The sequence below is a fragment of the Micromonospora sp. MGP-C2 genome, from assembly GCF_057766525.1.
This window is the reverse complement of record NZ_JBYMEN010000002.1, coordinates 2968545-2990416: the sequence shown is the minus strand read 5'-3', so window position 1 is coordinate 2990416 and position 21872 is coordinate 2968545. Positions and strand designations below refer to the sequence as shown.

Sequence of the window (21872 nt, the reverse complement as noted above, 5' to 3'; positions counted from 1 at the left end):
GACGCTCACGCTTGGTGAAAGTAAGTTTCACCCGTGGCGAAGAGTCCGAAGATTTCTGCGAGTCAGGAGCCCGGTGGGCTGATCGTCCACATCAGCGGGCTGTTGCCGTCGCTGTCGCCCGCCGAGCAGCGGGTTGCCCGACTGGTCGTGTCCGATCCGGCCGCTGCGGCCCGGCGGACCATCACCGACCTCGCCACCGCAGCGGAGACATCCGAGGCGACCGTCATCCGGTTCTGCCGTTCGGTGGGCATGGACGGTTACCCGCAACTGCGCATCCGCCTCGCCGCCGAGGCCGCTCGCCGGATCGAGCCGCCGGACGCCCGGGTGGTCGGTGGTGACATCCCGCCCGGCGCCGACCTCGCCCAGATCATCGCCACCATCGCGTTCAACGACGCCCGAGCGGTCGAGGAGACCGCCGAGCAGCTCGACCCCGCCGTCTGTGAGCAGGTGGTCGAGGCGATCAGTGGCGCCGGTCGGATCGACATCTACGGCGCCGGCGCCAGCGGCTTCGTCGCCTCCGACTTCCAGCAGAAGCTGCACCGCATCGGCCGGATCGCCTTCTACTTCCCGGACGTGCACACCGCGTTGACCTCGGCCGCCCTCCTCGGCCGGGGCGACGTGGCGATCGGCATCTCGCACACCGGCACCACCTCCGACGTGATCGAGGTGCTGGAGCAGGCCCGCACCCGGGGTGCCGTCACCGTGGCACTGACCAACTTCCCGCGTTCGCCGATCACCGACGTCGCGGACTTCGTGTTGACCACGGCGGCCCGCGAAACCACCTACCGCTCCGGCGCGACGGCCAGCCGACTGGCCCAGCTCACCGTCGTCGACTGCCTCTTCGTGGGGGTGGCCGCCCGCAACCGGGCCCGGGCACGCAAGGCACTGGAGGCGACCGCCGAGGCGGTCCAGTCGCACCGGGTGGGTGCCAACCGGAGGCGGGCATGACGGCAGGTGCGGTGGAGCCGGACGAGGACGTGCCAGCACCGCCCGCCCGCCCGACGGTCCGGGTGGGTGCGCCCACCGAGCGGCGCAACCCGCTCAGCGTCGACCTCGACCTGATGTCGACCCGGGACGTCCTCACCGTGATCAACGAGGCGGACCGGCGGGTGCCGGCCGCGGTCGCAGCGGTGCTCGACGAGATCGCCACCACCGTCGACCTGGCGGTTGCGGCCCTGCGCGGCGGTCACCGGGTGCACTACTTCGGCGCCGGCACGTCCGGCCGCCTGGGAGTGCTCGACGCGGCCGAGCTGGCGCCCACCTTCAACTCGCCCCGGCACTGGTTCTGCTCCCACCTCGCCGGTGGCCCGGACGCCATGTGGCGGGCCGTGGAGGACGCCGAGGACGACGAGCGGGGCGGCGCGGTCGAGGCGGCCGGTTGTGTGCGCGCCGGTGACCTGGTGGTCGGTCTGGCGGCCAGCGGACGCACCCCGTACGTCCTCGGGGCGCTCGCCTCGGCCCGGGCCAAGGGTGCTTCGACGGTGCTGCTCTGCGCCAATCCGGAGGCGGAGGCCGCTCGCTCGGTCGACGTGTTCATCGGGGTGGACACCGGACCCGAGGTGGTGACCGGGTCGACCCGGATGAAGGCGGGCACCGCACAGAAGTTGGTACTCAACACGTTCTCGACCGCCGTCATGGTGCGTCTGGGCCGGGTCTACTCGAACCTCATGATCGATATGGTCGCCACCAATGCGAAGCTCCGGGGACGAATGATCTCGATTCTGGTCGAGGCCACCGGCTGCTCCGAGCAGGTCTCCCAGCAGGCCCTCTCCGCCGCCGACGGTGACCTGAAGACGGCGCTCGTCTCCCTGGTGTCCGGCGCCGAGGTGGACGCCGCCCGAGCCGCACTGGCCCGCTCCGCCGACCAGGTCCGCGGCGCCCTCGCCCTGCTCGCCTCCTGACCCCGCCCGGCCCACCGGGAAGCGAACCGGGCTTCGGATTGTTCATCAGGCCGGGGGGTAATAACACTCCCGATGGATGAACCGACCGGTCCGCCGGTGCGTATCAGCCAGTGACCAGGATCGCAGCAGGGTGGTGACCCGGGTCGCTGTGCCCCCGGGCCGGCGGTGTTGCCATGGTCGGTGACCCGTGCGTGGCGCCCAGCGTAGAGCCGCCAGACGGGGTCCTGACAGCAAACATGGACCGTGCTCTCAGCTACTACTCAGGCATTCGTGACACTTTCGACTCACGAGACGGAATCCCCGACACGTCTCATCTGTTGTGTAGGTGTCAGCACCGATGGGCACAGCAGAAGTTACCAGGGGCTGACGGACGTGGGGAATGGCAAGGAACCGGGCAACCGGCGCGAGCGAGGGGACCGTGGGCAACGTGGACAAGAACATCGGCATGCGAACCGACGAGGTTGCCGAGGAGCGCGACCTGGTCGGCGTCTACCTGCACGAGATCTCCCGGACGCCACTGCTGGACGCCGCCAAGGAGGTCGATCTCTCCAAGGCGATCGAGGCGGGCCTCTACGCCGAGCACCTGCTCGGTGAGGACGCCCTCCCCGCCGGTGTCGACCGGGCCGACCTGGAGTGGCTGGTCGTCGAGGGAGAGCGGGCGAAGGACCTCTTCATCCGCGCCAACCTCCGACTGGTCGTATCGATCGCCCGCCGCTACGTGCGCTCGGGCATGCCCATGCTGGACCTGATCCAGGAGGGCAACACCGGCCTGGTCCGGGCGGTCGAGAAGTTCGACTATGAGCGTGGTTACAAGTTCTCCACCTACGCGACCTGGTGGATTCGCCAGGCGATCAGCCGGGCGATCGCCCAGCAGGAGCGCACTGTCCGTCTGCCGGTGCACCTGGTGGAGGACGTCAACCGGATGCGCAACGTGGCCCGGCAGCTGACCCGTGAGCTGGGCGCCGACCCGGAGCCGGAGCAGATCGCCGCCGCCCTCGGCGTCACCGTCGAGCGGGTCAACGAGCTTCGCCGCTGGTCGCAGGACACCGTCTCGCTGGACACCCCGGTGGGCGACGACGGTGACACCAAGCTCGGCGACCTGGTCGCCGACAGTGACGCGCCGTCGCCGGAGGACATCGTCCTCAGCGGTCTGGAGCGGCAGCGCATCGAGGGCCTGCTCAACCACCTCGACGACCGGTCGGCGGGCATCATGCGGGCCCGCTACGGCCTGGAGGACGGCCGGGAGCACTCGCTCACCGAGGTCGCTTCCCGGTTCTCGCTCTCCCGCGAGCGGATCCGACAGTTGGAGATCCAGGCTCTCGGTCGGCTGCGTGAGCTGGCTCGGGCCGAGGGGCTCCAGGCAGCCTGACCTGGTAGTAATTACGGCGAACGGCCGGCGTCCGATAGGGGGACGCCGGCCGTTCGCCGTATTCGTCTGCCTAGCGGACCCGACCGTAGCCCTGGATGGGCATCATGTTCATGCCCCGCTTGAGCACGTTGCGACCGGCGCTCGGCGCGTCGATCACCTGGCCGTCGCCCACGTAGAGGGCGACATGCCCGAGCCCGCTGTAGAACACCAGGTCGCCTGGGCGTAGGTCGCCCCGGCCGATGTGCGCGACGGCACTCCACTGCATCCGGGTGTTGTGTGGCAGCGACTTTCCGGCCGCCCGCCAGGCCGCCGAGGTGAGCCCGGAACAGTCGTAGCCGTTGGGCCCGTCGGCTGCCCAGACGTACGGCTTGCCCAGCGCGCCGAACGCGTAGCGCACCGCGGCGCCAGCGTCACCTGCCACCGCGGGCACGTTCCTGGCCTCGGTCACCGCGGCCTTGGGTTCGGGTCGCTCGGTGGCAGCCCCGTACGCCTGCTCGCGCAGCTCGTACAGTCTGGCCAGGTCCTGCTCGATCTGCTTCTTGCCCGCCGCGAGCTCACGGGCCTGTGCGGCCTGCCGGGTGAGTGTCGCGTCCAGGCGGGACTTCTCGTCGAGCAGCCGCCGCTGGTCAGCGGTGTAGCCGGAGATGCTCTCCTGCCGCTGGCGGGTCAGTTGGTCGAGCGTGCCGAGGCGGTCCAGCAGTGCGGTGGCACCCTCGGCGCGCAGCAGGGCGTCCGCGGTCCGCAGGCCGCCGGTCTTGTACGCGGTGCTGGCCAGTTTGGCCACGTCGGCCTGGCTCTGCTTGGCCTGCTCTTCGAGTGGGCCGATGCGGTCCTGTAATCGGGCCACCGCGGCCTCGTTGGTCTTGATCTCCTCACGCAGCTTGTTGTACGACTCGACGACCCGTTCCAACTCGGTCGAGGACGTCTCGATCCGGCGGGTCAGGTCGGCGGGGGACGGCTCGGCGCGAGCCACCGCCGTCGGGGCGATCAGCGCGGCCGACATGCCGGCCAGCGCCACGGTGCGCAGCAGGTTTCTCAGGGATGACAAGAGCGGAAGGCCCCTCTCCCACGGCCGCCGGGGCTGCTGATGCCCTCGGCGACACCGGCCGGGGCCACCCGGGCGGACGGCACTGGGCCGGACCGGCTCGCCCAACCTAACCCGGGACGGATGTTGCTCGCAGTTGAAGCAGGGGCGAATGTTGGCGAAGTGGCCCGTCGTACCCCTGCGGTGGGTGGCGTCATCGTGACTGTTGACGCCTGACAGGGGGAGGGCGTACCGCCCTTTTGGTGCCTAAATGACGGAAATATGACTTTCGTCGTTCCGGGCGTATGCCGCCGGAGACCCGCCCCCCATAACCGATAAAACCTGAAATGGATGCTGTTTCTCGGCGATGTCCTGCGGTTGGGGGAGCTGTCGAGAGTCCGCAAATGCCCAGGCCGGCTGGCGTTCTCCCAACACAATGTGAACGGAGCCGGGAATCCCGTCGACCGGTAGCGATGTCATTCAGCGGGTCATCTCGGCCAACCGTCCCCCGCGGGAGGAACCGTGAATCGTGAAGGCGCAGGAACGACGCCGCCGCGAACGGTGCCGGGCGCCCGGTCGACCCTGCTGTACGCACGGCCCGGCATCATCGTGACCGTCGACCGGTTCACCGCCGGTCGAACCAGCTACCAGGTCGCCGACCTGACCCATCTGCGGACCACCCGGGGCCCGCACGACCGGATCGCCGTGCGGGCCGTGGTCATCACCGCCAGCATGCTCGGCGGTGTCGGGCTGTTGCTCGGCTTCACCGGAGGTCTGCACCGCCTGACCGCCGGGGCGTACCTCATCCTGGGTGCGGTGTTCCTGCTTCCGGCCGCGCTCGCCCTGGTGGGCGATCGCTGGCGCCCACCGCCCTACGAGCTGTGGGGGTGGTACCGGGGAACGGAGATGCTGCTGTTCACCGCCGACGACGAACGGCAGTTCGGCCAGGTCACGCGGGCACTGTTACGGGCCCGGGAAGTCAACCGGTACGGCGGCTGGGTCGATCCGCTCGCCTCGGCCGACCCGTGGCGACCCAGTCGTTGACCTGACGGCGGTGGGCCGGCGCCGAGGTGGCGTCGGCCCAGCGGCCACTCAGCGGGCGACCGGCTCCGGAGCCCGCTGCTCCTGCGGCGCGGCCAGCCAGGAGCTGACCCGGCGCTCGGCGTAGAACGAGACGAACGGCACAGTGCCGGCCAGCATCACGAGGAGCATCCGCTTCAGCGGCCAGTCCGCGCGGCGGCTCAGGTCGAACGCGGCCACCAGATAGATCATGTAGAGGAAGCCGTGCGCCGGCCCGATCGTCTCGACCACCACCGCGTTGTCGAACATGTACTTCAGGGGCATGCCGATCACGACCAGCATGATCAGCACCACGCCCACGATCCAGGCGATCACGCGGTACCGGGTAAGGGCAGCGCCCACCGTCGTCCGTCCTTCCGAGCCCGGCTCAGCCGGGATAGTCACCGGGCCGGGCGCCCGGATTGGCGTTCAACCATGACAGGTAGTGGTTGTAGGCGGCCAGGTCGTTGTCCTGGACGGCATCGTCGCTGACCGGCACCCGGGAGACCCGCACCGGTCGGCGCACCGCCGGGCGGGAACCCGTGGTGACAGCCGGCTCCGGCGCGACAGCCGGGTCCGCCGGTGGCGCGTCGGCCTCCGCCGCCCGGTTGCGGGCCAGCTTCACCTCGCGCCACCACACGTAGACCACGAAGCCGGCGAAGATCGGCCACTCGACCGCGTACCCCCAGCTCAGGCTGTTGCCGGCCGCGGCTCGGCTGACCTGCCACCAACCCAGCCCGAGGAAACCCACGGTCAGCACGACCATGGCCACGTGGCGCGCGATCCACGCCGGGGTCCAGAGCCGCCTCATGGCATCGAGGGTACCGGGGACGGCGCCGGTCTCCGACACCGTGTCGTAGCTGACGCGGGTTTGGCGTTCCCGCGCCTGGGCAATCGTCTAGACGCCAGCCCAAACGAGATCAAGGGGGGCGATCATGACCGGATCGGTACGTGAGGACGGCTTTGCGTCCAGCGGCAGCAGCGATATGAGCCCGGAGCAGCGGGTGCCCGAGTGGGCCGGCGACGACCTCGCCGACCCGGCCGGCTCCACGGGTCTCGACGGCGATCTGCCCGGCATCGACCCGACGGAGTTGACCGACGAGGATCTGATCCGCGAGATGCACAGCCTGCACCGCACCCGCCTCGACACCCTGCGGCACGCGTCGGACTCCGCGCTCGCCAACCACCTGCGACGCACGGCGGAGCTCGAGACCGAGTACCTGGCCCGCCACCCGGGCCGGGAGGTCGACCCCAGCCGCCTGCGGGACGCCTGATGCCGGCGCGCGCCGTGCGCGGCATGTCCGCGCCACCCGAGGTGGTCTTCAACACGGCCACCGACCCCGACCGCGCCTCGGCCTGGCTGCCGGAGCCGCTGCGCGGCGACGGCAGCCCCGCCGCCGAGATCAATGGCGAGGAGTTGCGGGCCCGCTGGGGTGACGGCGACGGCGACGACTGGTCCGCCGAGATCCGGGTTGAGGCCGCGGATTCCGGCGGCGCCCGGATCCAGCTCGACCTGGCCGACGGCTCGGGAGGGGCGGGCCCGGACCAGTTGGCCGACGAAGCGCTCACCAACCTGGCACGCGAGGTCGCCGACAACCTCCAGGCCGGCTGAGCCGGCCACGCGGGACACCACTCCCGTACCACCACGACACATCTGAGGAGACCGGGTGAGCGACACTGGCCTGCGACAAAAGGCGGCGCGGTTGCGCCGGGCGTACGCGCCGCACGAACACCGACCGCTCGGCGGCTATCTGGTGGCGATGGGCGCCTACGCCGGGGTGACGGGCGCTCTCGCTGGTCTGGTCAAGGTGACCGGTCGCCCGGTGCCGGAGCGTCCCGCCCCGTCCGACGTGGTGCTGCTCTCCATCGCCACGCACAAGTTGAGCCGGCTGCTGTCCAAGGACGCGGTGACCAGCCCCCTGCGGGCGCCGTTCACCCGTTACGACCGCCCGATCGGCAGCGGCGAGGTGATGGAGCAGGTCCGCGACTCGGGCAGCCCGACCCGGCACGCGATCGGCGAGTTGCTGAGCTGCCCGTTCTGCCTGGCGGTCTGGGTGGCCACCGGGCTGACCGGCGGCCTTGTGCTCGCGCCCCGGCTGACCCGGCTGGTTGCCACCGCCCTGACGGCGGTCGCCGCGTCCGACTTCCTCCAGATGGCGTACGCGACGGCGCAGCAGGCCGCCGAGGGTGGGCACGACGACGACTGAGCAGTCGAGGACAACGACAGCGGGGGCCGGCGCATGCCGGCCCCCGCTGTCGAATGTCGTACGTCTCAGCGCTGCATGCCGGACCAGCCGTGCGGCGACTCCGGCTCCCGTTCGTCCTCGTCCGCCCCGGTGATGATGTCCCGGTCCACGGCGGTGCGGTCGTGTTCGTTGGCGAAGTCGGGCTCAGGCGTGGTGTCCCTGCCCTTCGGCGGCTGACCCAGCGCCGGCATTTCCTCGTCGTGGTCCTTGCGGTCGGTCATGTCGGTGTCCCTTCTCCGGTCGCTCACCCGATCGAACCGCCCAGCAGGTCGCTGGCTTCGTCCACCGCGTACTCGCCCTCGGGCAGCGCGTCGATGCGGGCGAGCAGGTCCGGCGGAAGCTCGGCAGCCACCGCCCGGCGGTAGATCTCGGCCTGGGTGACCCGCTCCTGCGCCCGGTAGATGTCGTCGAGCAGGTCGTCGAGGGCCCGGGTGTCCGGCTCGCCGGACACGGATGCGTCGTCGGTCACCTCGATCAGCTACCCGGGGCGGAATCGGTCAAACGTAACGCCGGGGGCCTGTCGCACCCGTGGCTCTGGTGGCCCGCCCACAGACAGCGCCGCCCCCGACCTTGTGGGTCGGGGGCGGCGCTGGTGTCGGTGTGCAGGTCGCCTCTCGGCGAGTGGCACTACGCGGCTCCAGCCGGACGGTATTCCGCGAAGGCTATTTAGGTGAGGCCCGGGGACACTGGACACACCGACACCCCTGTCAACGAGCCGACCCCCGCCGGTGTTCCGTGCCCTCGGGTGGCAGCCGTCACACCGTCGTCGGCAGGGTGGCCCTGCGGGCCCGCACGGCGGAGGCCAGGTGGTCGAGCACCTCGGCGGTGTCGTCCCAACCGAGGCAGGCGTCGGTGACCGAGCGGCCGTACTCCAGCTCCCGGGTCGGGTCGAGCTCCTGCCGGCCCGGCAGCAGGAACGACTCCAGCATCACACCGGTGATCCCACGCTGGCCGGCAGCCAGTTGGGCGGCCACGTCCGCGGCGACCTTCGGCTGGTTGCGGTGGTCCTTGCCGCTGTTGGCGTGACTGGCGTCGATCACCAGCCGCTCCGGCAGGTCGGCTGCGCGCAGCAGGTCGAGCGCGCCGGCGACCGACTCGGCGTCGTAGTTGGGCCGGCCGCCGCCGCCGCGCAGCACCAGGTGCCCATCCGTGTTCCCCCGGGTGTGCATGATCGCCGGGGTGCCGGAGAAGTCGATGCCGGGGAAGACGTGCGGCACCCCGGCAGCGCGGATCGCGTCCACGGCCGTGCCGATGCTGCCGTCGGGGCGGTTCTTCATGCCGATCGGCATGGACAGGCCGGAGGCGAGCTGCCGGTGCACCTGGCTCTCCACGGTGCGGGCACCGATCGCGCCCCAGGCCACCGTGTCCGCGATGTACTGCGGGGTGATCGGGTCGAGGAACTCGCAGCCCACCGGCAGGCCGAGACGCAGCACGTCGAGCAGCAGCGCCCGGGCCAGCCGTAGGCCGGTGTTGACGTCCCCACTGCCGTCCAGGCCCGGGTCGTTGATCAGGCCCTTCCAGCCGACGGTGGAGCGCGGCTTCTCGAAGTAGACCCGCATGACGATCAGCAGGTCGTCAGCCACCCGGTCGGCGGCACGGCGCAGACGCTCGGCGTAGTCGAGGGCTGCGGCTGGATCGTGCACCGAGCAGGGGCCGACCACCACCAGCAGGCGGTCGTCCTCGCGGTCGAGCACCCGACCCACCGCGCGGCGGCCGGTCAGCACGGCCGAGGCGAGCGGGGCGTCCAGGGGTAACTCGTGGTGCAGGAGGGCGGGCGTGGTCAACGGCACGACACGGTCGATCCGCTGATCGCTGACCCGATTGGTCTCCGGGGTCGTCACGGTGGGCATCCTTCCGCCGACCGTGCCCGGGGCCGGTGCCCGGGACGAGCCGGCTGCTCGTACGCAAAAGGGCAGGAACGACAGCTCCTGCCCAGCCGGCTCGGTCCGTGGTGACGTCAGTTCATGGTGAAGTCACCGGCGTGCGAGCCGGCTGCCTAAACCATCGATAGGAACGCGTCACCGGGCCAGCGTACCCGACCGGGCGGGAACCTCCGGCCGTCGTCCCAAGATGCGGGGCGGAGGCAGCGTGCCGGGGACGAGGTCGGGGTAACAGGGGTGCCATGACCAACGAGCAGAGCGATCAGGACCGGGTGGAGTCCCGCGCCCACCACCTCCTGCCCGAGGAGGAGGCAGTGGGCAGCGACGACCCGGAGGCGCAGGCGGAGGCGATCCTCGCCGAGTCGGACATCCGCGAGGCGGACCAGAACGCGGCCCCGGACACCGTGCTGGAACGTCGTACCTCGGATCAGACGGTGGTCGCGGTCGAGCCGCCGGACTGAGCTGCCGCACCACGTGCCCGGCGTGACCCCCGGTAGGTCTGCTCGCGCAGCCAGGCCAGCGGACCTGCCACCCGCAGCTCGGGTGGCAGGTTGCGCACCGGGTCGAACGCGAGCGCGGCGTCCTCCTCGGCGCTGAGCTGCGCACCGAAGCTGACCTGCCCCACCGGCCGCCACGACCCCACGGCGGACGCGACCGCGAGCACCAGACGCGGCGTGTCCGCCCGGGTCGCGGCGGTCACCGTGCTCAGGCTGCGCCCCAGGCCGACCGAGTCGGGGTCGGCCAGCGCGGCCAGCCAGATCCGGCGACGGCCCACGCGGTAACACATGATCGTGGTGTACGTCCCGGTGAAGCGGCGTCGGGGCAGCGGCAGGTTGCGCAGCAGCGGGGCCGCGCCGCTGGAACTGACCAGCAGGTCGAAAGGGCGCTCGCCGTCCCGGTGCAGGCGCAGCGCGAGACCCAGCACGTCCGGCCAACTGCCGGGCGTCGGCGTGCCCTTGGAGATCCGGACGGTGGCCCGGTACCGGCCGGGCTCGTCCAGCAGACCGACACCGATGGGTGGTCCGGGCGTACCCCAGATCATCGTCTCGCCGGCGAAAGAGTGACCGGCCGGATGCAGCAGCCGGCCGTGGCGCCGCCGGCCGAGCGCGGCGCTGGCGCGTTCGACGGCGGTGGCGGCCCAGCCGGCGGACGGGGGCGGGGTGACGGTCATGCCCCTCCGTTACCCCGCGCGGCGGAACCGATGCGGCGGGTCGGCTCGCCGACCGACCGCACGTCACCTTTCCGCCCGTGAGATCGGATAGCGTCGGGGCATGCCCGACAGCGGTTACCCCTGGCCCATCGAGACGTCCCGACTGGACAACGGCCTGCGCGTGGTGGTGAGTGAGGACCGCACGGCGCCGGCCGTGGCCGTCAACCTCTGGTACGACGTCGGCTCCCGGCACGAACCGGCCGGGCAGACCGGCTTCGCCCATCTCTTCGAGCACCTGATGTTCGAGGGTTCGGTGAACGTGGCGAAGACCGAGCACATGAAGCTGATCCAGGGCTCCGGCGGCTCGCTCAACGCCACCACCAATCCGGACCGGACCAACTACTTCGAGACGGTGCCGGCCGAGCACCTGGAGCTTGCTCTCTGGCTGGAGGCCGACCGGATGGGCGGCCTGGTCCCGGCGCTCACCCAGGAGACGCTGGACAACCAGCGCGACGTGGTCAAGAACGAGCGCCGGCAGCGCTACGAGAACGTCCCGTACGGGGACGCCTGGCTGCGGTTGCTGCCTCTGCTCTACCCGCCGGGGCACCCGTACCATCACGCGACGATCGGCTCGATGGCCGACCTGAACGCCGCCGACCTCGCCACCTTCCAGGCGTTCCACCAGACCTACTACGCGCCCAACAACGCGGTGCTCACCGTGGTCGGCGACGCAACCGCCTCGGATGTGTTCGCACTGGCCGACAAGTATTTCGGTGCCCTTCCCGCGCGCGACGACATCCCGTCGGCCACGGATGGCCGCAGTGTCCCGGCCACCGGGCAGACGGCCGTCGAGTCGGTGAGCGCCGATGTGCCGGCGCCCCGGGTGTACATCGCCCACCGCAGCTACCCGTTCGGCACCCCCGGCTACAACGTGATCACCGTGCTCGCCACCATCCTCGGCAGCGGTCGGGGCAGCCGGCTCTACCAGCGGCTCGCCGACGGTGAGCGGATCGCCCAGCCGGACCTGGTCGGGGCGTACGGGGTGGACCTCGCGCACGCCCCGGCGCCGCTGATCGCCACCGCCACCGCCCGCCCCGGAGTGAGCGCCGAGCGGCTCGCCGAAGGGCTGGCCGAGGTCGTCGACGAGCTGGCCACCGTGCCGGTCACCGCCGCGGAGCTGGACCGGGCCAAGGCGCTGCTCAGCACCGGGTGGTGGCGTCAGCTGTCCACCGTGGACGGTCGCGCGGATCTGCTCGGCCGGTACGCCACGCAGTTCGGCGACCCGGCCCGCATCGCCGACCAGTTGCCGGGCCTGCTCGCGGTGACCGCCGAGCAGATCGCCGAGGCCGCCGCCGAGGTGCTCGCCACCGACCGGGTGGTCCTGACCTACCTGCCCGAGGAGACCTCATGACGCTGATCGCCGACCGTCCCGGCCCGGGCGCCGCACGCCCGTACCGGTTTCCGCCGGTGGTCCGCCGCACGGTGGCCGGCGGCCAGGTCGTCGCCGCGCACCTGCCCGGGCAGAACCTCGCCGTGGCGCTGCTGCTGCTCGACGTGGGCGCGGGCCAGGAGCCGGTCGGCAAGGAGGGCCTGTCCGGCGTGCTGGCCAAGGCGTTGGAGGAGGGGACCGCGCAACGGGACGCCGCCGCGTACGCCCTCGCCGTCGAGGGGCTCGGCACCGCGTTGATGACCGGGCTGGACTGGGACTCGTTCCAGGCCAGCGTGGTGATCCCGGTGGACCGGCTCAGCGCGGCCGTGGAGCTGCTCGCCGAGGCGGTGCGGACGCCCAAGCTGGACCCCGCCGATGTGCGCCGGGTCCGCGACGACGAGGCGACCGCACTCCGGATGGACTGGGCCAACCCGGGCCCGCGCGCCGACGCCGCGCTGCGCGCGGACCTGTTCGGCGCGGAGAACCGCTGGGGACGGCCGATGCACGGCGACCCGGACTCGGTCGCCGGGTTGGACGTGGAGGACGTCACGGTCTTCCACTCCGAGTGGTTCCTGCGCCCCGGCACCCTGATCGTCGCCGGTGACCTGGACCGGATCGACCTGGACGCGCTCGCCGCCGCGGCGTTCGCCGGCACCGGCGGCGGCCCGGCCGAGCGGGGCGGCCCGCTCGACGTGCCGCTGCACACCGGCCGGCGGATCATCCTGGTGGACCGTCCCGGCTCGGTGCAGTCGACGCTGCGACTGGGTCACCCGTCGCCGCACCGGGCACACCCCGACCACGTGCCGATGACGCTCGCCGGCACGGTGCTCGGCGGGGCGTTCACCTCCCGGCTCAACCACCTGCTGCGCGAGGTGCACGGTTACACGTACGGCATCCGGGGCGACTTCGCGTCGTCCCGGCGGTTCGGGCGGTTCGCGGTCAGCTCCGGCGTGCAGACGGCGGTCACCGCGCCGGCCCTGGTCGAGGCGGTCGGCGAGATCACCCGTACCCAGGCCAGCGGGGTCACCGAGGACGAGCTGGAGGTGGCGCGGTCCTGGCGGGCGGGGCAGCTCTCCGTCGAGTTGCAGAGCCCCCGGGCGATCGCCTCCGCGTTGACCACGCTGGTGGTGCACGACCTGCCGGACGACTACCACGCCCGTCTGCGGGAGTCGCTGCTCGCGGCCGACGTGGACCAGGTCTCCGCAGCGGCGGCCACCCACCTGCACCCGGACGCGCTGACCCTGGTCATCGAAGGCGACGCCGCGGTCATCCGCGACGACCTGAATGCAGCAGCCCTGGGCGACCTCATCACCATCACCAACCCCTGACCCCGCGCCTCCTGCCCCACCCCACCCCCCACCCCCACCTGTCCTCTCACGCCGTCGATCAAGAGATTTGCGTCAACCCAAGCGCGATTTCTGACGCAAACCTCTTGATCACGGGGGACAGAACCGAGGGGTGGTGGGGCGCTCCGGGGATGGGGGTTTTGGGGTCGGTGGGTGTGATGCGGGACTGGGGCGTGGGAAAGGGCTCCCGGTTGCGGTGGTGGGCTGGGTAGCCTCGCGGGCATGAGGATCGGCATTGTGGGGTCCACCGGCCAGGTCGGTGGCGTGATGCGGCAGGTGCTGGCGGAACGGAAGTTCCCGGCGGAGCAGGTGCGGTTGTTCGCCTCGGCGCGGTCGGCCGGGCGGACGCTGCCGTGGCGCGACGGTGAGGTGACAGTCGAGGACGCCGCGACCGCGGACTACTCCGGCCTGGACATCGTGCTCTTCTCGGCCGGTAAGGGCACGGCACGGGAGCTGGCACCCCGGGTCGCCGAGGCCGGTGCCGTGGTGATCGACAACTCCTCGGCGTTCCGGATGGACCCGCAGGTGCCGCTGGTGGTCGCCGAGGTCAACCCGCACGCGGCCCTCGACCGCCCGAAGGGCATCATCGCCAACCCCAACTGCACCACGATGGCCGCGATGCCGGTGCTGCGCCCGCTGCACGCCGAGGCTGGTCTGATCGGCCTGGTCGTCTCCACGTACCAGGCGGTCTCCGGTGCCGGGCTGGCCGGCGTCGCCGAGCTGGACGAGCAGGTCCGCAAGGTCGCCGAGCACGCCGCGGGGCTGGCCTTCGACGGCTCGGCCGTGGAGTTTCCCGCGCCGCGCTCGTTCACCCAGCCAATCGCCTTCAACGTGCTCCCGCTGGCCGGCTCGATCGTCGACGACGGCTCGTTCGAGACCGACGAGGAGCAGAAGCTGCGCAACGAGAGCCGCAAGATCCTCGAAATCCCCGACCTGAAGGTGTCCGGCACCTGCGTCCGGGTGCCGGTCTTCACCGGTCACTCGTTGCAGATCAACGCCCGGTTCGCCCGGCCGCTCACCCCGCAGCGCGCACACGAGCTGCTGGCCGACGCGCCCGGTGTGGCGCTGACCGACGTGCCGACGCCGTTGCAGGCCGCCGGCCAGGACCCGACGTACGTGGGTCGGATCCGCGCCGACGAGACCGCTGATTACGGGCTGGCCCTGTTCTGCTCCAACGACAACCTGCGTAAGGGCGCCGCGCTGAACGCGGTGCAGATCGCCGAGCTGGTCGCCGCCGAACGCCGCTGACCGTCGCCGTCACCGGGCCCTCGCCGCACGTCGGCGGGGGCCCGGTCCCGTTCCTGGCAGCCTCCTGCGACGACCCGCCGGTCGTGCTTGGATGGGGCGAAGCCGATCGATCGTCCCACCTGGAGGAACCGTGCCGGATGACCGCGTCCAGCAGGCGTTGACCGATCTGGTCGCCGGGCGCTCGATGGGCGTCCTCGCCACGATCAAGCGGGACGGGCGGCCACAGCTGTCCACAGTGGTCTACTCCTTCGACCGCGACGCCGGCCTGATCCGGGTCTCGGTCACCGGCGGCCGGGCCAAGACCGCCAACCTGCGCCGGGACCCCCGGGCCAGCTTCCACGTCGGCAGCGAGGACGGCTGGGCGTACGCGGTGGTCGAGTGCCGCGCCGAGCTGACCGCGCCGGCCGCCGAGCCCGGCGACGAGACCGTCGAGGAGTTGGTGGCGCTCTACCGAGGGCTGCGCGGCGACCACCCCGACTGGGACGAATACCGTCAGGCCATGGTCGACGAGGCGCGGCTGGTGCTGCGCCTGCACGTGGAGCGCATCTACGGGATGCCGCCCCGGGGCTGACGCGCCGTCGCTGCCGGTCAGCCCGGTTCGATCACGGTCACCCCGGGCCAGCGCTGCGCGGGTCGGTGCCGGGTCAACCGCTGCCGGGATCGGGCCACGTCCACCCGGGCCGGGTTGTGCCGCCAGACCCCGCCCAGCAGATCCGCCAGACCGTACGGGGCGCAGACCTCCAGGCGGTCGGCCGGGTCCAGCCGGACGACCACCGCCGTCGCGTACTCCGGCCAGGTGGCCACCGCCTCGGCCACGCTGCGGTACGGCTCGATCGGGTCGCCGCCGAACCTCGCCGCGTACCAGGTGTGCACCGCCGCCTGGTTGCGTGCCTGCCACGGCGGGTCGGGCCACGCCGCCGTCAGGCGGGCGGTGGCGCGGTGGTCGTCGTCGCGGGTCAGCCTCGTCGGGTCGAAGAAGACCACGTCCACGTCCCGGACCGTCGCCGGGTCGAACCCGTCGCCGTACCGCTCGCCCCAGACCAGGTCGCGCAGGGCGCCCGCGCCGATCCAGGCGTCCGGCAGCCCGGAGTCACGCACCACTGTCAGTGCCCGGGTGAGCCAGGCGCAGCCGGCGACCAACTCCCGCAACTCCTGCTCGCCCGTCGTCATCCGCCCACGATAGGCAGCAGCAGCTCTTCCCGACCGAACGGGCGCGGGCCGCAGTCGGCCTGCTGGGGTACGCGCTGGCGATTCTCGTCGGATACCTGGCCAGCCCGCTGTTCGCGCTGGTGATCTTCCTTCTGTTGCCGATGTTCTACACAGTGACCTGCAGTGGATTCTACGAACTGCGGCGTTTGCGGCACCCCCACGGATAGCCCGGCGAGCCGTCGGCGTTACCCCGTCCCGGGCGGCGGGTAGACGGGCCGTGCCGACACCGAGAGGGGAGCACCATGACAACGGTCGGAGAGTTCATGACGACCCGGTTGGTGACGATGGACGGCAACGACACGCTCATCGCCGCCGCGCAGGAGATGCGTGACAGCGCGATTGGCGATGTGGTGGTGACCGACGGCGACAGCGTGGTCGGCATCGTCACGGACCGGGACATCACGGTCCGAGGTGTCGCGGAGAACATGGACCCGGGCTCGACGCAGCTCAACCAGATCACCACCCGCGACGTGATCACGGTGAGCCAGTACGACGACGTGGTGGCCGCCGCTGACCTGATGCGTACGTACGCCGTACGCCGGCTCCCGGTGATCGACGACGGGCGTCTTGTCGGCCTGATCTCGATGGGTGACCTCGCGGTCGAGCGTGAACCGCAGTCGGTGCTCGCGGACATCAGCGCCGACGATCCAAACAACTGACCGTCCGCCGCGGGCGCGCCGGCTCTCTCCCTCGGGGGAGGGCCGGCGCTGCGGTGTCGGGGACCAGATCGAGGGATCAGGACTGGTCGAACTGGAGCCGCACGTCGGTGACCCCACGAGCGGCGGCCACCGTCGCGGCCTCGGCGTCGACGTCGCGTCGGACGCGGGCGGACAGCGGGGACCACGGGGTGACGGTCAGCTCCAGTCGCTTCTTTCCGGCCTGCCGTGCCCGCCAGGTGCCGGTCACCTCCCCGTCCACCAGCAGCGCACCCGGATTGCCGATGGCTCGCCACAGTTGCTTCTGGTGCTCGCGTTCGGGCACCAGCAGGTCACGATCGCGACCAGCGAGGAACGGATCGCCCGGCGGCAGCAGGCGCACCAGCCGGGGCGGCGGCGCGTTGGTCAGCGCCTCGACCGCGTCTGCCGGCAGCCAGGCGGGTCGCCCGTCGACCCGCACCTCGACCAGGCCCGTCGGCCAGGCCCGACGCAGCTCAGTCGTCGAGGAGCCGAGGAAGCCGGCGGCGTCGGCCGGGGTGGCCGGGCCGAGCAGCCGCAGGTATGTCGTGACCAGCTCGGCGGTGTGCGCGGCGGCGGTGGGCGGGTCGGTGCGCTCGGGCAGTGGGGCGAGCCGGGCGGCGCGGCCGGACACCACGAGGCGCACCCCACCGGCGAGCCCGGCCTGTTGAAAGACCGCACCGGAGATGTGCCGGGCCTGGCACACCCGGCAGTCGTAGGTCAGCTCGCTGGGCACCCGGTCGGAGACGGCACGGCTCACCACGCCGCGCTCCAACTCGGTGGTGACCACCGACTGGAACGCCTCGGCCGTGGCCCGGAAGGCGGCCAGCCCGAGCCGTGCACCCGCGCCGATCTGGCCCGGGATGCGGCGGGTGGCGTCGGCGTCGCTGAGCGGCCAGATCGCCGCGGCCAGCGCCGGCAACTCGGCCCGGCGGTGCAGGTGCGGGGCGCCGCGCATCGACCAGACCAGCTCCAGGCGGTCGTCCGGCCCGGGCGCGCCGCGCGCCGCCAGTGCCTGCCGGGCGCTGCCGTAGGGCGTGTCCTGCACGCCGAGAGCCAGAACGGCCAGGTCGCCCGGACGAGGGCCGCCGGAGCGGTCGAGCTGCTGGGCCGCCGCCCGGTAGGCGAGCACCTGCCGCCGGTCGACCTGTGGTGGTGTCTGCCCGGTCATGTGCCTCCCGTCCCGCACGTCCCGTCCGGGACGCTACCGCGCTGGTCCGACACCGCCCGGCGGCTCACCCGATCCGGGCGAGGTTGACCGGGGAACCGGCGGGGACCCGGGCGGGGACGTGCAACGCCGGCCGGCCGCGCGACGCGAGCGCGGTGAATGGGACCCCGGGCCCGGCAACTGGGAGGAGTGGACCCGATGGTGGACGCGACCACGAGGTTCTTCGAGGACCTGGACCGGCGGGGGTACGAACCCCTGCTGGCCAAGACCTCCGGGACAGTGCGTATCGACCTGCACGAGGGGGCGCAGACCCGGCACTGGCTGCTGAGGATCGACCACGGCCGGCTGGACGTGAGTCAGGAGGACCAGGAGGCCGACACGGTCATCGGGACGAGCCCGGTGCTCTTCGACGACATCGCCTCGGGCCGCGAACACGGCCTGGCCGCGCTGTTGCGCGGGGACATGACGGTGTCCGGGGACGCTCGTCTCGTCGTACAGGTGGAGCGGATCTTCCCAGGTTCCCCGGACGCCCGTGGACCTCGTCGGCGTTTCGTGGGGGAGGCGGACTGATGGGGCAGAGCAACACGATCCGGATCCTGGACGGCAACACGTTCGTCGTCTGCGAGGACACCGGTGACATCGAGGCGACACCGAGCGAGCCGACCGGGCTGTTCTCCATCGACACCCGGTTCCTGTCGACCTGGGTGCTGACCGTCAACGGTGAGCGGCTGAACTCGCTCTCCTTCGACGACCTCCAGTACTTCGAGTCGCGGTTCTTCCTCGTCCCGGGGATGGCCACGCACTACGTGGACGCGAAGTTGTCGATCATCCGCGAGCGCGCGGTGGGTGGCAGCTTCTGCGAGCAGCTCACCATCCTCAACCACGACGAGAAGCCGGTCGACCTGGAAGTCCGGATGGACGCGGCGTCGGACTTCGCCGACCTGTTCCAGGTCAAGGACGAGATCGTGAACAAGAAGGGCGAGATCTTCACCGAGGTCGAGTCGGACCGGCTGCGGTTGGGATACCGAAGGGGCAACTTCCAACGCGAGACGGTCATCTCCTCGTCGATGTCTCCCCGATACGACAGCAAGGGCTTCGCGTACACGGTGCACCTGGAGCCCAACGAGCAGTGGGAAGCCTCGATCGACGTCAAGACGCACGCCGTCGGCCCGGGCGGCCGGGACCTGCGGTTCGGGCTGCGGGTGCACGGCAACGAGCGGCTCGCCCTCCAGCACGACCTGGAGCAGTGGATCGCCGACGCTCCGAAGGTCAACAGTGAGCACGGCCGAGTGGCCGCCACGTACCGGCGCAGCCTGATCGACCTGGCGGCGCTGCGCTTCTCGCCGCTGTCGCTGGGCGGCGCCACTCTGCCGGCGGCCGGCCTGCCCTGGTTCATGACCATGTTCGGCCGGGACAGCATCCTCACCTGCCTCCAGACGCTGCCGTTCACCCCGCAGTTGTCGAAGACGACCCTGCGCATCCTGGCCTCCCTGCAGGGCAGCCGGTTCGACGACTTCCGGGACGAGGACCCGGGGCGCATCCTGCACGAGATGCGTTACGGCGAGACCGCGGCCTTCGAGGAGCAACCCCACTCGCCGTACTACGGCTCGGTGGACGCGACGCCGCTGTTCGTCGTGCTGCTCGACGAGTACGAGCGGTGGACCGGGGACGTCGCGCTGGTCAAGGAGTTGGAGCGGGAGTCCCGGGCGGCGCTGAAGTGGATCGACAACTACGCCGACCTGGTCGGCAGCGGCTACATCTGGTACGAGCGGCGCAACACCGACACCGGCCTGGAGAACCAGTGCTGGAAGGACTCCTGGGACTCGATCTCCTACCGCGATGGCACCCTGCCGCCGTTCCCGCGGGCCACCTGCGAGGTGCAGGGGTACGCGTACGACGCGAAGGTCCGCGGGGCCCGGATGGCCCGCGAGTTCTGGGATGACCCGGAGTTCGCCGACCAGTTGGAGCGGGAGGCGGCAGCCCTGAAGGAGCGGTTCAACCGGGACTGGTGGGTGGACGACGGCGAGTTCTACGCCCTGGCCCTGGACCCGGACGGTCGCCAGTGCGACATCCTCAGCTCGAACATCGGCCACCTGCTGTGGAGCGGGATCGTCGAACCCGAGCGGGCGGAGAAGCTGGCCGCCCACCTGGTGGGGCCGCGGCTCTTCTCCGGCTGGGGAGTGCGCACCCTCGCCGAGGGGGAGGCCCGGTACAACCCGATCGGCTACCACAACGGCACGATCTGGCCGTTCGACAACTCCTTCATCGCCTGGGGTCTGCGCCGGTACGGTTTTGCCGAGGAGGCCGCCACCATCGCCAACGGCATCCTGGACGCGGCCACGTACTTCGACGGCCGGTTGCCGGAGGCGTTCGGCGGCTATCCCCGGGAGCTGACCAAGTTCCCGGTGGAGTATCCGACGGCGTGCAGCCCGCAGGCCTGGTCGACCGGCACCCCGCTGCTGCTGCTGCGGACCATGCTCGGTCTGGAGCCACACGAGGGTCACCTGACGGTCGAGCCACGGCTGCCGGTGGGCATGGGGCGGATCGAGGTGCTGGACATCCCGGGTCGCTGGGGCCGGGTGGACGCGTTTGCCCGGGGCCGGCTGGACCTGGACAAGCTCGCCGACTGAGCGATCGGCCGACGAACCGGCGGCGGCGGCGCGCAACCCGCGTCGCCGCCGGTCACCACCCAGCCGAACCACAGGCTGGCAGGGTAGATTCTGCGGATGCCGGAGCTCGTGTACCCGCCCGTTATCGCCGCCGCCAAGACGGCGTTCCGCCTTCTCGACCTGAAGATCACCATCGAGGGCGCCCACCACGTACCCCGCACCGGCGGGGCGGTGCTGGCCAGCAACCACGTGAGCTACCTCGACTTCATCTTCGCCGGCCTGGGCGCGAACCCCTCGGGACGGCTGGTCCGGTTCATGGCCAAGCAGTCGGTCTTCGCGGACCGGATCGGCGGCCCGTTGATGCGCGGGATGAAGCACATTCCGGTCGACCGGCAGGCCGGCGCTGCCTCGTTCCGGGCCGCTGTGGACGCGCTCAAGCGTGGCGAGGTCGTCGGTGTCTTCCCCGAGGGGACGATCAGCCGGTCGTTCACCGTGAAGGAGCTCAAGAGCGGCACGGTCCGGATGGCCCGCTCGGCGAAGGTGCCGGTGCTGCCGGTCGCGGTGTGGGGCACCCAACGGCTCTGGACCAAGGGCCGCCCGCGCACGCTCACCCGCCGGCACACCCCGATCACCATCCTGGTCGGCGAGCCGATCAACCCGGCGGACTTCCCGGACCCGAACGTGCTGGCCGAGGAGCTGACCACCCGGCTCAGCGCGCTCGTCGACCGGGCCCAGAGGGACTACCCGGACGCCCCGGCCGGCCCGGACGACACCTGGTGGCTGCCCGCGCACCTGGGCGGCAGCGCGCCCACGCCGGAGGAGGCCGCCGTTCTGGACGCCGCCGCCGAGCAGCGCACCCCCAGCGCCTGACGCCGACGTGGCCGGATCGTTCCGCACCCGGGCGTGATGGTGTCTGCCGGCGCGGTCCTCATCCGGTCAGGATCGGAGCATGAGCAGAGCAGCACTCGTCGTGATCGACGTCCAGGAGTCCTTCCGTCAGCGCCCGATCTGGGCGTACGGCTCCAACCCCGACCTGGTGCGCCAGGTCGAACGACTGGTCGCCGCGGCCCGCGAGCGCGGCGACCAGGTGGTCTGGGTCCTGCACTCCGAGCCGGGCACCGGTGGGTTGTTCGACCCCAGCCTCGGGCACGTGCAGCTGATCGACGGGCTGGTCCCGGTCGAGGGTGAGCCGACGCTGGTCAAGACCGCGCACAACGCGTTCACCACCACGAACCTCCAGCAGGTGCTCACCCAGGCGGGCATCCAGGACATCACCGTCTGCGGCATCCGCACGGAGCAGTGCGTGGAGACCACCGCCCGGGTCGGCTCCGACCTCGGCTACCGGATGACGTTCGTCACCGACGCCACGCTGACCTTCCCCATCCCACACCGGGACCTGCCGGAGACCGCCACGGTGGCGGAGATCCTGGCAGACCCGCGCACCCTCACCAACGAGGAAATCGTCACCCGCACCGAGTACGCGCTGGCTGGCCGCTTCGCGACCATCTGCACCGTGGACGAGGTGACCGGCGCGGCCCTCGCCGGCACCCGGAGCTGACG

Annotated in this window: 26 protein-coding genes; 17 read left to right on the top strand and 9 right to left on the bottom strand. The window is 71.5% G+C overall.

Translation table 11 applies throughout. From position 1 onward, the window contains the following. Positions 1–33: 33 nt before the first annotated feature. The 3 genes from AC3CF1_RS13395 (at position 34) to AC3CF1_RS13385 (ending at position 3270) form a co-directional block, all read left to right on the top strand. Entirely contained in the window at positions 34–948 is a 915-nt protein-coding gene (locus tag AC3CF1_RS13395) for a MurR/RpiR family transcriptional regulator (RefSeq protein ID WP_088949842.1), read from the top strand. Further along, positions 945–1901 (top strand): N-acetylmuramic acid 6-phosphate etherase, encoded by a 957-nt coding sequence (gene murQ, locus AC3CF1_RS13390; RefSeq protein ID WP_088949841.1) that lies wholly within the window; start codon positions 945–947, stop codon positions 1899–1901. The genes AC3CF1_RS13395 and murQ overlap by 4 nt, the downstream gene beginning before the upstream one ends. 379 nt (positions 1902–2280) lie before the next feature. Then, the gene (locus tag AC3CF1_RS13385; protein ID WP_088949840.1) at positions 2281–3270 is read left to right on the top strand and encodes a sigma-70 family RNA polymerase sigma factor; all 990 of its coding nucleotides are present in this window, start codon (positions 2281–2283) and stop codon (positions 3268–3270) included. A 70-nt stretch (positions 3271–3340) separates the two neighbouring features. Here the strand turns inward: AC3CF1_RS13385 and AC3CF1_RS13380 are convergent, their stop codons facing one another. After that, complete coding sequence (locus tag AC3CF1_RS13380) at positions 3341–4318, bottom strand: C40 family peptidase (RefSeq protein ID WP_488450584.1); 978 nt, start codon at positions 4316–4318, stop codon at positions 3341–3343. A 498-nt stretch (positions 4319–4816) separates the two neighbouring features. Here AC3CF1_RS13380 and AC3CF1_RS13375 point away from each other — a divergent pair, with 498 nt between their 5' ends. Beyond that, a complete protein-coding gene (locus AC3CF1_RS13375) occupies positions 4817–5338 on the top strand; it encodes a DUF6232 family protein (RefSeq protein ID WP_088949838.1) in 522 nt (173 codons plus the stop codon). A 48-nt stretch (positions 5339–5386) separates the two neighbouring features. Here the strand turns inward: AC3CF1_RS13375 and AC3CF1_RS13370 are convergent, their stop codons facing one another. Next, entirely contained in the window at positions 5387–5716 is a 330-nt protein-coding gene (locus tag AC3CF1_RS13370; protein WP_488450583.1) for a DUF3817 domain-containing protein, read from the bottom strand. A gap of 25 nt (positions 5717–5741) precedes the next feature. Continuing rightward, positions 5742–6164 (bottom strand): hypothetical protein, encoded by a 423-nt coding sequence (locus AC3CF1_RS13365; protein ID WP_185755406.1) that lies wholly within the window; start codon positions 6162–6164, stop codon positions 5742–5744. A 121-nt stretch (positions 6165–6285) separates the two neighbouring features. Between AC3CF1_RS13365 and AC3CF1_RS13360 the strand changes: the two genes are divergently transcribed. Genes AC3CF1_RS13360 through AC3CF1_RS13350 form a run of 3 tightly spaced genes read left to right on the top strand, consistent with a single transcriptional unit; the run spans position 6286 to position 7560 of the window. Next, positions 6286–6627, top strand: a complete 342-nt coding sequence (locus AC3CF1_RS13360; protein ID WP_374223661.1) for a DUF6158 family protein — start codon at positions 6286–6288, stop codon at positions 6625–6627. Then, entirely contained in the window at positions 6627–6965 is a 339-nt protein-coding gene (locus tag AC3CF1_RS13355; RefSeq protein ID WP_354982290.1) for a hypothetical protein, read from the top strand. The genes AC3CF1_RS13360 and AC3CF1_RS13355 overlap by 1 nt, the downstream gene beginning before the upstream one ends. Before the next feature lie 55 nt (positions 6966–7020). Further along, positions 7021–7560: a DUF1360 domain-containing protein gene (locus AC3CF1_RS13350; protein ID WP_088949833.1), complete on the top strand. Its 540-nt coding sequence runs from the start codon at positions 7021–7023 to the stop codon at positions 7558–7560. A gap of 65 nt (positions 7561–7625) precedes the next feature. Here AC3CF1_RS13350 and AC3CF1_RS13345 read toward each other — a convergent pair whose 3' ends face one another. The 3 genes from AC3CF1_RS13345 to AC3CF1_RS13335 all read right to left on the bottom strand — a co-directional run bounded on the left by AC3CF1_RS13345 (position 7626) and on the right by AC3CF1_RS13335 (position 9449). After that, complete coding sequence (locus tag AC3CF1_RS13345; protein ID WP_488450582.1) at positions 7626–7820, bottom strand: hypothetical protein; 195 nt, start codon at positions 7818–7820, stop codon at positions 7626–7628. 23 nt (positions 7821–7843) lie between these two features. Then, on the bottom strand, positions 7844–8077 hold the full coding sequence (locus AC3CF1_RS13340; RefSeq protein ID WP_218907803.1) for a hypothetical protein: 234 nt from the start codon (positions 8075–8077) through the stop codon (positions 7844–7846). A 277-nt stretch (positions 8078–8354) separates the two neighbouring features. Next, positions 8355–9449: a 3-deoxy-7-phosphoheptulonate synthase gene (locus AC3CF1_RS13335; RefSeq protein WP_354982289.1), complete on the bottom strand. Its 1095-nt coding sequence runs from the start codon at positions 9447–9449 to the stop codon at positions 8355–8357. Between the two features lie 272 nt (positions 9450–9721). Here AC3CF1_RS13335 and AC3CF1_RS13330 point away from each other — a divergent pair, with 272 nt between their 5' ends. Continuing rightward, the gene (locus AC3CF1_RS13330; RefSeq protein WP_088949827.1) at positions 9722–9940 is read left to right on the top strand and encodes a hypothetical protein; all 219 of its coding nucleotides are present in this window, start codon (positions 9722–9724) and stop codon (positions 9938–9940) included. Here AC3CF1_RS13330 and AC3CF1_RS13325 read toward each other — a convergent pair. Continuing rightward, entirely contained in the window at positions 9907–10650 is a 744-nt protein-coding gene (locus AC3CF1_RS13325) for a phosphodiesterase (protein ID WP_488450581.1), read from the bottom strand. The genes AC3CF1_RS13330 and AC3CF1_RS13325 overlap by 34 nt on opposite strands. Positions 10651–10750: 100 nt before the next feature. Between AC3CF1_RS13325 and AC3CF1_RS13320 the strand changes: the two genes are divergently transcribed. From AC3CF1_RS13320 to AC3CF1_RS13305, 4 genes are all read left to right on the top strand, one after another. Next, positions 10751–12040 (top strand): M16 family metallopeptidase, encoded by a 1290-nt coding sequence (locus AC3CF1_RS13320; RefSeq protein WP_488450580.1) that lies wholly within the window; start codon positions 10751–10753, stop codon positions 12038–12040. Further along, positions 12037–13386, top strand: coding sequence for a M16 family metallopeptidase (locus AC3CF1_RS13315; protein ID WP_088949824.1), 1350 nt, complete (start codon positions 12037–12039; stop codon positions 13384–13386). The genes AC3CF1_RS13320 and AC3CF1_RS13315 overlap by 4 nt, the downstream gene beginning before the upstream one ends. Before the next feature lie 240 nt (positions 13387–13626). Continuing rightward, positions 13627–14652, top strand: a complete 1026-nt coding sequence (locus tag AC3CF1_RS13310; protein WP_088949823.1) for an aspartate-semialdehyde dehydrogenase — start codon at positions 13627–13629, stop codon at positions 14650–14652. 130 nt (positions 14653–14782) lie between these two features. Next, the gene (locus AC3CF1_RS13305) at positions 14783–15223 is read left to right on the top strand and encodes a PPOX class F420-dependent oxidoreductase (protein WP_179780658.1); all 441 of its coding nucleotides are present in this window, start codon (positions 14783–14785) and stop codon (positions 15221–15223) included. A gap of 17 nt (positions 15224–15240) precedes the next feature. On the opposite strand, the gene AC3CF1_RS13300 is transcribed toward AC3CF1_RS13305, so the two are convergent. Beyond that, positions 15241–15822 (bottom strand): nucleotidyltransferase family protein, encoded by a 582-nt coding sequence (locus tag AC3CF1_RS13300; RefSeq protein ID WP_488450579.1) that lies wholly within the window; start codon positions 15820–15822, stop codon positions 15241–15243. Between the two features lie 281 nt (positions 15823–16103). Between AC3CF1_RS13300 and AC3CF1_RS13295 the strand changes: the two genes are divergently transcribed. Then, a complete protein-coding gene (locus AC3CF1_RS13295) occupies positions 16104–16520 on the top strand; it encodes a CBS domain-containing protein (RefSeq protein WP_088949820.1) in 417 nt (138 codons plus the stop codon). Positions 16521–16596: 76 nt separating this feature from the next. On the opposite strand, the gene AC3CF1_RS13290 is transcribed toward AC3CF1_RS13295, so the two are convergent. After that, the gene (locus AC3CF1_RS13290) at positions 16597–17706 is read right to left on the bottom strand and encodes a winged helix DNA-binding domain-containing protein (RefSeq protein ID WP_355159826.1); all 1110 of its coding nucleotides are present in this window, start codon (positions 17704–17706) and stop codon (positions 16597–16599) included. A gap of 195 nt (positions 17707–17901) precedes the next feature. On the opposite strand from AC3CF1_RS13290, the gene AC3CF1_RS13285 reads away from it, so the two are divergent. The 4 genes from AC3CF1_RS13285 to AC3CF1_RS13270 all read left to right on the top strand — a co-directional run bounded on the left by AC3CF1_RS13285 (position 17902) and on the right by AC3CF1_RS13270 (position 21870). Next, positions 17902–18273: an SCP2 sterol-binding domain-containing protein gene (locus AC3CF1_RS13285; protein ID WP_099848068.1), complete on the top strand. Its 372-nt coding sequence runs from the start codon at positions 17902–17904 to the stop codon at positions 18271–18273. Beyond that, positions 18273–20333, top strand: coding sequence for an amylo-alpha-1,6-glucosidase (locus tag AC3CF1_RS13280; protein WP_210794869.1), 2061 nt, complete (start codon positions 18273–18275; stop codon positions 20331–20333). Before AC3CF1_RS13285 ends, AC3CF1_RS13280 begins: the two co-directional genes overlap by 1 nt. Positions 20334–20429: 96 nt before the next feature. Next, positions 20430–21182, top strand: coding sequence for a lysophospholipid acyltransferase family protein (locus AC3CF1_RS13275; protein WP_141910877.1), 753 nt, complete (start codon positions 20430–20432; stop codon positions 21180–21182). Between the two features lie 79 nt (positions 21183–21261). Continuing rightward, on the top strand, positions 21262–21870 hold the full coding sequence (locus AC3CF1_RS13270; RefSeq protein WP_488450578.1) for an isochorismatase family protein: 609 nt from the start codon (positions 21262–21264) through the stop codon (positions 21868–21870). Positions 21871–21872 lie beyond the last annotated feature (2 nt).

Coding starts and splice junctions, on each gene's coding strand:
- murQ (WP_088949841.1), top strand. CDS start 945: ATGACGGCAGGTGCGGTGGAGCCGGACGAGGACGTGCCAGCACCGCCC.
- AC3CF1_RS13385 (WP_088949840.1), top strand. CDS start 2,281: ATGGCAAGGAACCGGGCAACCGGCGCGAGCGAGGGGACCGTGGGCAAC.
- AC3CF1_RS13365 (WP_185755406.1), bottom strand. CDS start 6,164: ATGAGGCGGCTCTGGACCCCGGCGTGGATCGCGCGCCACGTGGCCATG.
- AC3CF1_RS13355 (WP_354982290.1), top strand. CDS start 6,627: ATGCCGGCGCGCGCCGTGCGCGGCATGTCCGCGCCACCCGAGGTGGTC.
- AC3CF1_RS13345 (WP_488450582.1), bottom strand. CDS start 7,820: ATGACCGACCGCAAGGACCACGACGAGGAAATGCCGGCGCTGGGTCAG.
- AC3CF1_RS13335 (WP_354982289.1), bottom strand. CDS start 9,449: ATGCCCACCGTGACGACCCCGGAGACCAATCGGGTCAGCGATCAGCGG.
- AC3CF1_RS13330 (WP_088949827.1), top strand. CDS start 9,722: ATGACCAACGAGCAGAGCGATCAGGACCGGGTGGAGTCCCGCGCCCAC.
- AC3CF1_RS13325 (WP_488450581.1), bottom strand. CDS start 10,650: ATGACCGTCACCCCGCCCCCGTCCGCCGGCTGGGCCGCCACCGCCGTC.
- AC3CF1_RS13320 (WP_488450580.1), top strand. CDS start 10,751: ATGCCCGACAGCGGTTACCCCTGGCCCATCGAGACGTCCCGACTGGAC.
- AC3CF1_RS13315 (WP_088949824.1), top strand. CDS start 12,037: ATGACGCTGATCGCCGACCGTCCCGGCCCGGGCGCCGCACGCCCGTAC.
- AC3CF1_RS13310 (WP_088949823.1), top strand. CDS start 13,627: ATGAGGATCGGCATTGTGGGGTCCACCGGCCAGGTCGGTGGCGTGATG.
- AC3CF1_RS13300 (WP_488450579.1), bottom strand. CDS start 15,822: ATGACGACGGGCGAGCAGGAGTTGCGGGAGTTGGTCGCCGGCTGCGCC.
- AC3CF1_RS13295 (WP_088949820.1), top strand. CDS start 16,104: ATGACAACGGTCGGAGAGTTCATGACGACCCGGTTGGTGACGATGGAC.
- AC3CF1_RS13290 (WP_355159826.1), bottom strand. CDS start 17,706: ATGACCGGGCAGACACCACCACAGGTCGACCGGCGGCAGGTGCTCGCC.
- AC3CF1_RS13285 (WP_099848068.1), top strand. CDS start 17,902: ATGGTGGACGCGACCACGAGGTTCTTCGAGGACCTGGACCGGCGGGGG.
- AC3CF1_RS13280 (WP_210794869.1), top strand. CDS start 18,273: ATGGGGCAGAGCAACACGATCCGGATCCTGGACGGCAACACGTTCGTC.
- AC3CF1_RS13275 (WP_141910877.1), top strand. CDS start 20,430: ATGCCGGAGCTCGTGTACCCGCCCGTTATCGCCGCCGCCAAGACGGCG.
- AC3CF1_RS13270 (WP_488450578.1), top strand. CDS start 21,262: ATGAGCAGAGCAGCACTCGTCGTGATCGACGTCCAGGAGTCCTTCCGT.